Raw genomic sequence first — 12,422 nt, 5'->3', positions numbered from 1 at the left:
CTTTGGAGGGGTAAAAACGTATAGTGCTGGGCGATTAACCATCAGGTCTCCACTCAGGTTCCCCATTTATGTTCCAAGACAATCCGCTGCTGGCCCAGCTCAAACAACAAATCCGCGAAAACATCCCCAAGAAAGAGGGTGTGATCCGCGCCTCCGATCGGGGCTTCGGCTTCCTGGAGGTCGATGAGAAGACCAGCTATTTCGTGCCGCCTCCCTATATGAAGAAGGTGATGCACGGTGACCGGGTGAGCGCCCTGATCCGTACCGAGAAAGAGAAGGAAGTGGCCGAGCCGGATGCCCTGCTGGAGCAGGCGGTCACCCGCTTCGTCGGCCGCGTCAAGATGTTCCGCGACCGCCTCAACGTGGTGCCGGACCATCCCCTCATCAAGGACGCCATCAAGGCCCGCGCCAAGAAGGGTCTGGACGAGAAATCCTTCAAGGAAGGGGACTGGGTGGTTGCGACCCTCAAGCGCCACGCCCTGGCGGACGGCAACTTCTCCGCCGAAATCACCCAGCTCATCGCCACCCAGGAAGACCACAACGTGCCCTGGTGGGTGGTGCTGGCACGCCACAATCTGGCCCAGGTCGAGCCGGCGGATCTGCCTGAGTGGAAGGTGATCGAAGAGGAAGAGCTGCCCCGCCGCGACCTCACCCAGGTCCCCTTCTTCACCATCGACGGCGCCAAGACCAAGGACATGGACGATGCCCTGGCCATCCGCAAGCTGGACAACGGCTGGGAGCTGCTGGTGGCCATCGCCGACCCGACCGCCTATGTGGCCGAAGGCAGCGAGCTGGACAAGGAGGCCGCCCAGCGCGCCTTCACCGTCTACATGCCGGGCCGCAACGTGCCCATGATCCCGCGCACCCTCTCCGACGAGCTCTGCTCCCTGAAGGAGGGCGAGGAGCGCAACACCCTGTGCGCCCGCCTGCTGATCGCCGAGGACGGCCTGCTGCTGGAGGAGACCGAGTTCTTCGCCGCCCGCATCAACTCCCACGCCCGCCTCAGCTATGACGACGTCTCCGACTGGGCCGAGCACGGCAAAGCGCTGGCCATCGACGCCGGCGTCCTGGCCCAGCTGCCCCTGATGAAGGCGATGACGGAGGCGCGCATCAAGTGGCGTACCGAGCACGCCCTGGTGTTCCCGGACCGCCCCGACTACGACTTCGAGCTGGGCGAGAACGGCGAAGTGCTGGCCATCCACGTCGAGCCACGCCGCATCGCCAACCGTATGGTGGAGGAGTCGATGATCGCCGCCAACATCTGCGCCGGTCGCGTGCTGGGCAAGACCGTCGGCTACGGTATCTTCAACGTCCACACCGGCTTTGACGAGGAGTCCCTCGACGGTGCCATCGAGCTGCTGAAGAGTGCCGAAGCCCCCTTCGAGAAGGAAGATATCGCCAGCCTCTCCGGCTTCTGCGCCCTGCGCCGCTGGATCGACAACCTGGATACTCGCTGGCTGGACGGCAAGATCCGCCGCTTCCAGAGCTATGCCCTGATGTCTGCCGAGCCGGGCGCCCACTACGGCCTGGGGCTGGACGCCTACGCCACCTGGACCTCCCCGATCCGCAAGTACGGCGACATGGTCAACCATCGCCTGCTCAAGGCCGTCATCGCCGGCAAGACCCCGGGTGAGCGCCCGAGCCTGGAGCTCACCGAGCACCTGACCGCCTGCCGTCGCCTGCACCGCATGGTGGAGCGCGACATCGGCGACTGGCTCTATGTCCGCTACCTCAAGGCCGATGCTGGTACCGACAAGGTGTTCAACGCCGAGATCATCGACGTGATGCGTGCCGGCCTCAAGCTGCGCCTGCAGGAGAACGGTGCCGTGGTCTTCATGCCCGCCCGCCACATCCTGGACAACAAGGAACGGCTGGAGTGCAACTGGGACAACGGCCGCGTCTACCTGGACAAGACCGAGGTGGTCTATGAACTGGGCCAGATCATCGAGGTGAAGCTGACCGAGGCGGTGGAAGAGACCCGCTCCCTCATCGCCAAGCCGGCGGTGGATCTGGTGCCGGGCCCGGCGCCGGTGGCGCCGGCCAGCGATGCCGTGGCAGCGCCGACCGACGAGGCTCCCAAGGCGGAATAATCCCACCCCGCCTTTTCGCCAAAAAAGCCCGCATGATGCGGGCTTTTTTTATGCGTGCCGGTGGCAGTCAAAGCGTGAGGAAGGAGTCACAGGCCACGACCCTCCCCCCACCAGCCCGGCATGTTTCGCTCCCCTTGTCGGTGTAGGCCCTCTCCAACCGGCAAACAACGGGGATGGATACCCGGTAACGTCCCCTCGACGCGAGCAGATCCCATCCCCCCGCTCCTCCGGGTCGGAGAAGTAGCACATGGGTATCACCTCCCCCTTGGTGGCTGATGGTGCCCCATACGCTGCTCTGTCTTGGGAGCGGAAAAACTGAAAGTAAATTACATCTTTCCAGATCCATCGGCTGTTAACAGGCAATAATGGAAAATCCATCGCTGAAACCCTGGTTCACATCACCGCCAGACGGGCATCAAATGAATACACATTTCATATATGTGATGTGTATCACATTGACACGGGGTTTGCGCAAACCGTAATTGGTGATCCGCTTCACATAAATAGGGTCTGCGCGACAGAAGAGAACGAAATGTAGCCGAAATACGGAGCAATGATGTGATCTACATCACCATGAAGGGAGGGGGGGGATCGGGGTATTCGAGATCCGGATCACAATACCCCCCGTTTTCAGCCTAATTTGATCACAAGCTGGTAGATTGAAGTTGCTTAGACGACAGGGATGGGGTTCTGCAAAACCGACCATTCCGACTACCACTTACAATCACACAGGCTTAAACGGGGTGCCGTCATGTTATCACCGGATACCAAAGTCAAGATACAGAATTTTGGACGCTTCCTGTCCAATATGGTCATGCCCAACATAGGCGCCTTCATCGCCTGGGGCTTCATTACCGCCCTCTTCATCCCCACCGGCTGGCTGCCGAGCGAAACCTTGGCCAAGCTGGTCGGCCCCATGATCACCTACCTGCTGCCGCTGCTCATCGGCTATACCGGTGGCAAGCTGATCGGGGGTGATCGCGGTGCCGTGGTCGGTGCCATCACGACCATGGGCGTCATCGTGGGGACCGACATCCCCATGTTCATGGGCGCCATGATGGTCGGCCCGCTGGGTGGCTGGGCCATCAAGCGCTTCGACCTGGCGATGGAAGGTCGCGTCAAGAGCGGCTTCGAGATGCTGGTCAACAACTTCTCCGCCGGCATCATCGGCATGCTGTGTGCCATCCTCGCCTTCTTCGTCATCGGTCCCTTCGTCAAGGTGCTCTCCGGTGCCCTGGCCGGTGGCGTCGACTTCCTGGTCGCCCACGGTTTGCTGCCGCTCACCTCCATCTTCGTCGAGCCGGCCAAGATCCTGTTCCTGAACAATGCCATCAACCACGGCATCTTCTCGCCGCTGGGGATCCAGCAGGCCACCGAACAGGGCCGTTCCATCTTCTTCCTGATTGAAGCCAACCCGGGCCCGGGTCTGGGCGTGCTGCTGGCCTACATTGTGTTCGGCCGTGGCAATGCCAAGCAATCCGCGGCGGGTGCCTCCATCATCCACTTCTTCGGCGGCATCCACGAGATCTACTTCCCGTACGTGCTGATGAATCCGCGCCTCATCCTGGCGGTGATCGCCGGCGGCATGACCGGGGTCTTCACCCTGACCCTGTTCAACGCGGGTCTGGTCTCCCCCGCCTCCCCGGGCTCCATCTTCGCCGTGCTGCTGATGACGCCGAAAGCCTCCCTGATCGGGGTGCTGCTCTCCATCATCGCCTCTGCCACCGTCTCCTTCCTGGTCGCCTCCGTGTTCGTTCGCGCCCAGCAGCCGGAAGCCGACGAGGCCGATGCCCTGGATGAAGCCACTCGCAAGATGAAAGCCATGAAGGGGGCCAGACCCGAGACCACAGCGGCCAAGAAGCCGGGTGCCGAGCTGACCGCAGTGCGCAACATCGTGGTCGCCTGCGACGCCGGCATGGGCTCCAGCGCCATGGGTGCCGGCATGCTGCGCAAGCGGGTGCAGGCCGCCGGCCTCAACATCAGCGTCACCAACCGTGCCATCAACAACCTGGACGATCAGGTCGATCTGGTCATCACCCACAAGGATCTGACCGACCGCGCCCGTCGCCATGCGCCGCACGCCCAGCACATCTCCTTGAGCAACTTCCTGGACAACGAGCTCTACCAGGAGCTGGTGATGAACCTCAGCATGGCCAATGCGGCCAACGACGACGTGGCCAACCCGCAGCTGCTGGTGGCGGCCAACGATGACAGCTACGAACAGCAGGAGCCGGAAGTCTTCACTCTGAGCCTGCAGGACGTCCACCTGGGCCTCAAGGCCGACAACAAGGAAGCCGCCATCCTCACCGCCGGCAAACTGCTGGCCGAGCGGGGCTATGTGGCACCGGACTACGTCAACGCCATGCTGGAACGGGAGAAGCTGGTCTCCACCTACCTCGGCGAGTCCATCGCCGTGCCCCACGGCACCATCGCCGCCAAGGAGCACGTCAAGCGCACCGGCATCGTCATCTGCCAGTATCCGGCCGGCGTGCCGTTCGGCGAGGCGGCGGACGAGGTCGCACGCCTGGTGATCGGCATCGCCGCCCGCAATGACGAGCACATTCAGGTAATAACCCGACTGACCAATGCACTGGATGAGCCCGGTCTCATCGACCGGCTGGCCAGCACCCAGGATCCCCAGGAGTTCCTGGACTTGCTGGGCGCCGAACAGGCCGCCTGATCATCCTTCATCGTCTTTGGTTATAGAGGTTAATATCATGAAAACATTGCATTTTGGTGCCGGCAATATCGGTCGTGGCTTCATCGGCAAACTGCTGGCTGACGCCAGCCACCAGGTCACCTTCGCCGACGTCAACGAGACCCTGATCGATCAGCTCAACCACAGGCAGGAGTACAAGGTGCACGTGGTGGGCACGGATCAGAAGCTGGACGTGGTGCGCAACGTCGCCGCCGTCAGCTCCGCCGGCCACGAGGTGATCGCCCGCATCATCACCGCCGATCTGGTGACCACCGCGGTCGGCCCCAACATCCTGGACAAGATTGCCAGCACCCTGGCCAAGGGGCTGCAGGCCCGCTTCGATGCCGGCAACCTGACGCCGCTCAACATCATCGCCTGCGAGAACATGGTACGCGGCACCAGCCACCTCAAGGAGGAGGTACTCAAGTACCTGCCGGTCGCGTATCATGCCACCCTCGAGCAGTGCGTCGGCTTTGTCGACTCGGCGGTGGACCGCATCGTCCCGCCCACGGCAGCGGCAAACGACGACCCGCTGGAGGTGACGGTGGAGAGCTTCAGCGAGTGGATCGTCGACAAGACCCAGTTCAAGGGGGAGCTGCCCCAGGTGGCAGGCATGGAGACCACAGACAACCTGATGGCCTTCGTCGAGCGCAAGCTGTTCACCCTCAACACGGGTCACATCGTCACCGCCTACCTGGGCAAGCTCAGGGGCTATCACACCGTGCGCGAGGCGATCGAGGATCCGGTGATCCGCAGCAAGGTGCGCCGCGCCATGGAAGAGAGCGGGGCCGTGCTGGTCAAGCGCTACGGCTTCGACCCGCGCCTGCACGCCGCCTACATCGAGAAGATCCTGGCCCGTTTCGCCAACCCCTATCTGGTGGACGAGATTGACCGGGTCGGTCGCCAGCCGCTGCGCAAGCTGGCGGCGGGGGACAGGCTGGTGAAGCCGCTGCTGGGCACCCTGGAGTACGGTCTGCCGAGCGATCATCTGCAGGAGGGCATCGCCGCGGCGCTGCACTACCGCAACGCCGATGATCCCCAGGCGGTGGAGCTGCAAGCCCTGCTGGCGGAGCAGGGCCCGGCCCGGGCCCTGGCAAAGGTGACCGGTCTGGAGGAGGACAGCGACATCGTCCGCACCATAGTCGCCCGTTACAACAACCTGAAGTGACCCGATGAGGCGCCTTCACTGCCGCCGGCCCCGACAGGCTGACACGTGAAGCGCCTCATACGATAAAAACCGGGAGAGAGGCCGGCTCTCTCCCTGTCAGCTGGACCCAATGCACTTATGACCACACACCAGGAAGATGAAGTACTGGAACGACTGAACGAGCAGGATGGCCCCCGTGGCTTCTTTCTCGAGGTCGTGACCATCCTGGAAGAGGCGGTCGACTCCCTGATGCGGCGAGCCTTTCGCCAGGAGGAGTATGCCGTCAAATACGCCATCGAACCCCTGCTCAACCAGAGCGGCCCCCTCGGCCAGCTGGAGGTGCGCCTCAAGCTCATCTTCGCCCTCGGCCTCATCTCCCTCGAGTGCTATCAGGATCTCGAGGCCTACCTGAAGATCCGCGATTTTCTGGTGCGCGATCCCAAGGATTACCGCTTCAGCGACAAGCCGATCCGCGATCTGCTCGAACGCCTGAATGCCATCAATCAGGCCAGCATGATGCCGCAGGATCCCCCGGCCAACGAGGAAGACTGGCCCCTCTACCAGATGCAACTCAACCGGCTCGATCAGATGGTGCGCTCCGCCCTGGTACTGGCGGTGACCGACTGCGTCACCGAACTCCACAAAGAGAGCCCCATCTGATCAGGCCTGCGCGCTGAGTCCCCTGCTGGCGGGTGTCAATGTGCCCCGCTTCCCCGCTACACTACTCCCAACCCCATCATCTGCTCGAGGTTGGCATGATTGCACTCTCCCTCGCCGGGATCGCCCTGATCTCCCTGTTGGCCCAGTGGCTAGCCTGGTCGCTGCGCGTTCCCGCCATTCTGTTTCTGCTGCTGAGCGGCCTCTTGCTCGGTCCGGTCACCGGCCTGCTCGACCCGGATGCCCTGCTCGGCGACCTGCTGTTCCCGCTGGTGTCGTTGTCGGTCGCCATCATCCTGTTTGAGGGGGCACTGACCCTGCACCTGGCAGAGCTCAAGGGGATCGGCAAGGTGGTGCGCAACCTCTGCTCCACCGGCATGCTGGTCAGCTTCGCGGTGATTGGCGGGGCCAGCTACTTCTTGCTGGGGCTGGACTGGCGGGTCGCCATGGTGCTCGGCGCCGTGCTGGTGGTCACCGGCCCCACGGTGATCGCCCCCATGCTCAACGTGATCCGGCCGGTGCGGGAGGTGGACAAGATCCTGCGCTGGGAGGGGATCGTCATCGACCCTATCGGTGCCCTGTTTGCGGTACTGGTGTTCGAGGCGGTGCGCCTCGGCAGCCAGGGGAATCTTATCGATCACACCCTGCTGGCCCTGGCCAAGACGGTGGGCGTGGGCTCCCTCATCGGGATAGCAGCGGGATGGCTCACCACCCTGCTCATTCGCAAGGACTGGCTGCCGGTCAGCCTGCACAAGTTCGGCGTGCTGGCCCTGGTGCTGGTCACCTTCACCCTCTCCAACTGGCTCAGTCATGAGTCCGGTCTGCTGGCGGTCACCGTGTTCGGCATCTGGCTCGCCAATCAGGAGGGGCTGGACCTGGAGGAGGTGCTGGCCTTCAAGGAGGATCTCGCCGTCATCCTCATCTCCTCCCTCTTCGTGCTGCTGGCGGCCCGCCTCGATCTGGCCCAGCTCTGGCAGCTCGGCCCCATGGTGCTGGTACTGCTGTGCGTGGTGCAGTTCGTGGCCCGCCCCCTCGGCATCCTGCTCTCTACCTGGGGCTCGGATCTCCCCTGGCGGGCGCGCGCCCTGCTGGCCTGGATAGCCCCCCGCGGCATAGTGGCCGCGGCGGTCAGCGCCTCCTTCGCCATCAGCATGCACGAGGCCGGCATTGCGGATGCCGACAAGCTGGTGCCCCTGGTGTTTGCCGTCATCATCTTCACCGTGGTGCTGCAGAGCCTGACGGCGACCCCCCTCGCCAGGCTGCTCGGCATGCGCCAGAGTGCCCCCAATATCTGGCTGCTGATCGGCGCCAACTCGGTGGCGCGGGCCATCGGCAAGGCACTGGCGGATCAGGGCATCCCCGTCCATCTCTCCGATCCCGCCTGGGAGCATTGCAAGCTGGCCCGCATGAGCGGCCTGCCCTGCTATTTCGGCAACCCGCAGTCGGAGCACGCCGAGCTGCACCTGCCCCTCACCAGCATCAGCACAGTGCTCGCCGTCTCCCCCAACCGCCACAACAACGCCCTCGGCGTGTTGCACTTCGCCCACCTCTACGGCGAGGAGCGGGTCCATTCCCTGCGCTCCAGCGAGCAGCACGGCAAGGCGAACCGGGAGAGCGCCACCTTCCGCGCCCGCCAGAACCTGTTCGGCCCCGACATGAACTTCGCCCGCCTGAGCGGCCTGCTGGGCCGGGGCGGCCAGATCAAGGCAACCCGGCTGAGCGAGGCCTTTGACTGGGATCGCTATCAGGAGGCCAATCCGGGCGCCATCCCCCTGTTCGTGCTGGATGCCAGGGGCAAACCCAGGGTTGTCACCGGTCCCGTCTCGCCGCTGGCCGGTGAGCTGCTCATCGCCTTGCAGCCCCCGCGGGAGACGCCGACAACGGATTGACCCCGCTTTGCGGATGACGGAGGCTGACGACTAGACTTGAGGGTGCGCCATGAGTCATAGGAGGATGTCATGACAGTCAGCGAATTGCGCACGCTTCACCAGCAACACAGGTTCAAGGAAGCGGAGATCATGCACGACGTCATCGCGCCCGGCTGGATAGTGGAGTTTCGGGGGCTGGACGGCCATCTCTACGTGATGACGGATACCCTGGGATGCCCGATGAGTTTTTCTTCCACCGAAGAGGCTCGTGACCACATCCACCTCGTGGCCGATTGTCCCATCCAGGTCGAGCACCTCTACCGCTTCTTCGAACGTTGAGTGCCTGCTCAGCAAAAAGGCTCCCGAGGGAGCCTTTTTTCATTCCGCTTTCTTATTCCGTAGACAGGGGCTCAGGCTCCTTGCCCTCAAGCCGCCTGACCGGTTTTTGCAGGATCAGGTTGGCCGGATAGGTGACCAGATCACCGTTGTCATCGCGTACCCGCACATAGAAGAGGCCGATCTCGGTGATGACGCCGGTCACCGAGTCATCCTTGTCGAGGATGCGGATGCGATCGCCAATCCGGTAGGGGAAGGCGAAGAAGATGGTGATGCTGGCGGTGATGTTGGAGAGGATGGACCACTGGGCCACCATGGCCACCCCCAGCACCGCGAAGAAGGAGGAGGCGAGCACCACCAGCCGGGAGAAGTCGAGCCCCCACACCCCGGCCAGGATCAGCAGGGTGGCGCAGCCGAGCAGGAAATGGAACACGTGCTCCACGTAGAGCACCCGGTTCTCGCTCACCTGCCGGCTCTGGCCGAGGGCCATCAGGCTCTTGTGAATCAACCCGCGGATCAGGGTGTGCCCCAGCAGCAGAACCAGGGTCACGCCAAAAGATTCCCATGTCGTCATGTCGGCTCCTTACCACCAGCGCCTGTGCTTGAGCCAGACCGCCAGCCCGGTCGCCAGCGCCAGCAGGGATCCGCAGAAGACCCAGAAGGCGGTCGGGCTCTCCGCCCCGGGGATCCCCCCCAGGTTGATGCCGAACAGGCCGGTCAGGAAGCTGGCGGGCAGGAACAGCAGCGCCATCACCGACATCTGGTAGGCACGGCGGTTGGTCGCCTCGGCCATCAGGTTGTTGATCTCGTCCGCCAGCACGGCGGTGCGCGCCACGCCGGCATCCAGATCGTCGAGCCAGCGCCGCAGCCGGTCGGCGATGTCGAGCAGACGGCGCCTGTCGTCCTCGTCCAGCCAGCTGATCTTCTCGTTGGCCAGACGCGCCACCAGATCCCGCTGGGGGGAGAGGTAGCGGCGGATCATGATGAGTTGCTTGCGGATCCTTGCCAGACGGCCATTGGGGGGCAGATCCCGCATCAGCACCATCTCCTCCAGATCCAGGATCTGATCGTGCAACTCCTCGACGAACTCCCCGGCCCGGTCGGTCAGGGCGTCGCAGATCTCCACCAGCCAGTCGGCCGGAGAGTCAGCACCGCCCCCCAGCTTCAGCTGCTCGAAGACATCTTTTTCCGACAACAGCGGCCGGCGGCGGCTGCTGATGATGAGATCCGGGGTGATGTAGATGCGCAGCGCCACCATCTCTTCGGGGCGGTGATCCTTGTTGTGATTGATGCCCCGCAGGATCAGCAGCACCGTCTCCCCCATCCGCACCAGCTTGGGTCTGTTGCTCTGGCCGAGCAGGGCCTCCCGCGCCGCGTCTCCCAGCAAGGGGGTCTGCAGCAGCCAGCGCGCCGCCTCAGGATTGCCGTAGTCCAGATGCAGCCAGCTGGGCCGGGCTCCCGGGATCTCGCTCCCTGCGGCCAGCGGAGTCATCCCCCCCTTGCCATCCAGGGTCAGGCCATAAATCACATCACTGGGCACCCGATCCATCCACACGTCCTTCTCATCATGGTTGTTGGCCCAGAGCTTACACCAAAGCCGCGGCCGACTCAGCCCCGGGGCAGCCGCCCCGCGCCGGCCGTGCTAACATGCAACCCCGTTTCAGTCACAGGAAGCCATGCCATGCCCATCTGGGTCGATGCCGATGCCTGCCCCATTCCGGTCAAGGAGATCCTCTACCGCGCCGCCCACCGCGCCCAGGTGGTGACCACGCTAGTGGCCAACCAGGGGCTCAGAGTCCCCCCCTCCCCCTTCATCAAGACCCAGCAGGTGGAGAAGGGATTCGATGTGGCGGATCATGTCATCGCACAGCAGGTCAAACCCGGCGATCTGGTGATCACCGGCGACATCCCGCTCGCCTCCTGGGTCATCGATGCCGGTGGCGAGGCGCTCAACCCCCGCGGCGAGATCTACACCCGCGAAACCATCAAGGCGCGCCTCGGCATGCGCAACTTCATGGAGGAGCTGCGCTCCGCCGGGGTGCAGACCGGTGGCCCCGCGCCCCTCAACGCCGCCGACAAGCAGCGCTTCGCCAATGCGCTGGACAAGTGGCTGATCAGAGGCAAGCTCTGACCCCTGCATACAGGGTCTGACAGGGCCAGTCCCTTGCTTGCGGCCTGTGACCGCCAGACGCAAAAAAACAAGCCCCTGCCGGGGCAGGGGCTTGTCACCGCGAATGCGGGCGGACGAATCAGATCATCACGCCGGCAATGACGGCGGAGAGCAGGCTCACCAGGGTGGAGCCGTAGACCAGCTTCAGACCGAAGCGGGAGACCATGTTGCCCTTCTCTTCGTTCAGCGCCTTCACTGCACCGGCGATGATGCCGATGGAACTGAAGTTGGCGAACGACACCATGAAGATGGAGAGCATGCCGACGGTGCGGGGGGAGAGCTCGGCGGCAACCTTGCCGAGATCCATCATGGCCACGAACTCGTTGGTCACCAGCTTGGTCGCCATGATGGAGCCGGCCTGCAGCGCCTCACCACTCGGGATGCCCAGGACCCAGGCGATGGGGTAGAAGATGTAGCCCATGACGTGCTGGAAGTTGACGCCAAACGCCGCCTCGAACAGGAAGTTGATGAGGGCGATCAGGGCGATGAAGCCCACCAGCATGGCACCGACGATGACCGCCACGGTGAAACCGGCCATGATGTATTCCCCCAGCATCTCGAAGAAGTTCTCCTGCTTCGGGGTGTGGTGCTCGTCACCTTCGGCCAGCGCCTTGGCGTCGGTCACGGTATTGTCCGGCTCGTAGGGGTTGATGAGGGAGAGCACGATGAAGGTGCTGAACATGTTGAGCACCAGGGCCGCCACCACGTAACGCGGCTCGATCATCTGCATGTAGGCACCGACGATGGACATGGAGACGGTGGACATGGCGGTCGCCGCCAGGGTGTACATCTGCTTCTCGTTGAGGTGCGGCAGTATGTTCTTGAGGGCGATGAAGTTCTCGGACTGGCCGACGATCATGGAGCTGATGGCGTTGAAGGACTCCAGCTTGCCCATGCCGTTGATCTTGGCCAGCACGGTGCCGATGCCGCGAATGACGATGGGCAGCAGGCGGATGTACTGGAGGATGCCGATCAGCACGGAGATGAAGACGATGGGCATCAGCACCATCAGGAAGAAGGAGAAGGCCCCCTCATTCATCAGACCGCCGAACACGAAGTCGGTCCCCTGCTTGGCAAACTCCATCAGCTTGGTGAAGCCGGCGGCAAAGCCACCGATGACGGCCAGACCCACTTCGGAGTTCAGCATGAACCAGGCCAGCGCCAGCTCGACCACCAGCAGTTGGCCGATGTAGCGCAGCTTGATCTGTTTCCAGTTGCGGCGGTTTGCCAGCAACGCCAGAGCGAGGACCATCACGAGTCCGAGCGCAAAGTGAACGTATTCCATACCTGTAGCACCTGAGTAAGTGATAATTTTTGACTGGCGCCATCATAAATAACTGCATATTTAAAAATCAGATGGCCATCACAATCCGCAGTAAAAATATGCATCCTAGATAATACAAACGTTTTTAAATTAATTCCCCTTTCCAGCCTTATTAATCATTTTTCACTAGTT

The 12,422-nt window shown here is 63.0% G+C and carries 10 protein-coding genes; 7 read left to right on the top strand and 3 right to left on the bottom strand.

Annotation, left to right across the window (positions count from 1 at the left end):
• The first annotated feature begins 68 nt into the window (after positions 1 to 68).
• From J9885_RS10710 to J9885_RS10685, 6 genes are all read left to right on the top strand, one after another.
• Positions 69 to 2,090, top strand: coding sequence for an exoribonuclease II (locus J9885_RS10710; RefSeq protein ID WP_210549427.1), 2,022 nt, complete (start codon positions 69 to 71; stop codon positions 2,088 to 2,090).
• A 751-nt stretch (positions 2,091 to 2,841) separates the two neighbouring features.
• Positions 2,842 to 4,770 (top strand): PTS mannitol transporter subunit IICBA, encoded by a 1,929-nt coding sequence (locus J9885_RS10705; protein ID WP_210549426.1) that lies wholly within the window; start codon positions 2,842 to 2,844, stop codon positions 4,768 to 4,770.
• Positions 4,771 to 4,807: 37 nt separating this feature from the next.
• Positions 4,808 to 5,956 (top strand): mannitol-1-phosphate 5-dehydrogenase, encoded by a 1,149-nt coding sequence (locus J9885_RS10700; RefSeq protein WP_210549425.1) that lies wholly within the window; start codon positions 4,808 to 4,810, stop codon positions 5,954 to 5,956.
• 117 nt (positions 5,957 to 6,073) lie between these two features.
• On the top strand, positions 6,074 to 6,595 hold the full coding sequence (locus J9885_RS10695; protein ID WP_043764261.1) for an MltR family transcriptional regulator: 522 nt from the start codon (positions 6,074 to 6,076) through the stop codon (positions 6,593 to 6,595).
• Positions 6,596 to 6,690: 95 nt separating this feature from the next.
• A complete protein-coding gene (locus J9885_RS10690; protein ID WP_043809038.1) occupies positions 6,691 to 8,481 on the top strand; it encodes a sodium:proton antiporter in 1,791 nt (596 codons plus the stop codon).
• Between the two features lie 69 nt (positions 8,482 to 8,550).
• Entirely contained in the window at positions 8,551 to 8,799 is a 249-nt protein-coding gene (locus J9885_RS10685; protein ID WP_043757232.1) for a hypothetical protein, read from the top strand.
• Between the two features lie 52 nt (positions 8,800 to 8,851).
• Here the strand turns inward: J9885_RS10685 and J9885_RS10680 are convergent, their stop codons facing one another.
• Positions 8,852 to 9,370, bottom strand: coding sequence for a mechanosensitive ion channel domain-containing protein (locus J9885_RS10680; protein WP_210549424.1), 519 nt, complete (start codon positions 9,368 to 9,370; stop codon positions 8,852 to 8,854).
• A 9-nt stretch (positions 9,371 to 9,379) separates the two neighbouring features.
• Positions 9,380 to 10,345 (bottom strand): zinc transporter ZntB, encoded by a 966-nt coding sequence (gene zntB / locus J9885_RS10675; protein WP_043757227.1) that lies wholly within the window; start codon positions 10,343 to 10,345, stop codon positions 9,380 to 9,382.
• 132 nt (positions 10,346 to 10,477) lie between these two features.
• Here zntB and J9885_RS10670 point away from each other — a divergent pair, with 132 nt between their 5' ends.
• Complete coding sequence (locus J9885_RS10670) at positions 10,478 to 10,927, top strand: YaiI/YqxD family protein (protein WP_210549422.1); 450 nt, start codon at positions 10,478 to 10,480, stop codon at positions 10,925 to 10,927.
• A gap of 118 nt (positions 10,928 to 11,045) precedes the next feature.
• Here the strand turns inward: J9885_RS10670 and J9885_RS10665 are convergent, their stop codons facing one another.
• Positions 11,046 to 12,251 (bottom strand): nucleoside transporter C-terminal domain-containing protein, encoded by a 1,206-nt coding sequence (locus J9885_RS10665; protein ID WP_210549420.1) that lies wholly within the window; start codon positions 12,249 to 12,251, stop codon positions 11,046 to 11,048.
• Positions 12,252 to 12,422 lie beyond the last annotated feature (171 nt).

The organism is Aeromonas sp. SrichE-2G (assembly GCF_017939565.1).
Classification (GTDB): Bacteria; Pseudomonadota; Gammaproteobacteria; order Enterobacterales; family Aeromonadaceae; genus Aeromonas; species Aeromonas taiwanensis.
This window is presented reverse-complemented; position numbering and strand designations above follow the sequence as displayed.

What these genes read in the sequence shown, in the direction of transcription:
- J9885_RS10710 (WP_210549427.1), top strand. Translation starts at nt 69, where the DNA reads ATGTTCCAAGACAATCCGCTGCTGGCCCAGCTCAAACAACAAATCCGC.
- J9885_RS10705 (WP_210549426.1), top strand. Translation starts at nt 2,842, where the DNA reads ATGTTATCACCGGATACCAAAGTCAAGATACAGAATTTTGGACGCTTC.
- J9885_RS10700 (WP_210549425.1), top strand. Translation starts at nt 4,808, where the DNA reads ATGAAAACATTGCATTTTGGTGCCGGCAATATCGGTCGTGGCTTCATC.
- J9885_RS10695 (WP_043764261.1), top strand. Translation starts at nt 6,074, where the DNA reads ATGACCACACACCAGGAAGATGAAGTACTGGAACGACTGAACGAGCAG.
- J9885_RS10690 (WP_043809038.1), top strand. Translation starts at nt 6,691, where the DNA reads ATGATTGCACTCTCCCTCGCCGGGATCGCCCTGATCTCCCTGTTGGCC.
- J9885_RS10685 (WP_043757232.1), top strand. Translation starts at nt 8,551, where the DNA reads ATGACAGTCAGCGAATTGCGCACGCTTCACCAGCAACACAGGTTCAAG.
- J9885_RS10680 (WP_210549424.1), bottom strand. Translation starts at nt 9,370, where the DNA reads ATGACGACATGGGAATCTTTTGGCGTGACCCTGGTTCTGCTGCTGGGG.
- zntB (WP_043757227.1), bottom strand. Translation starts at nt 10,345, where the DNA reads ATGGATCGGGTGCCCAGTGATGTGATTTATGGCCTGACCCTGGATGGC.
- J9885_RS10670 (WP_210549422.1), top strand. Translation starts at nt 10,478, where the DNA reads ATGCCCATCTGGGTCGATGCCGATGCCTGCCCCATTCCGGTCAAGGAG.
- J9885_RS10665 (WP_210549420.1), bottom strand. Translation starts at nt 12,251, where the DNA reads ATGGAATACGTTCACTTTGCGCTCGGACTCGTGATGGTCCTCGCTCTG.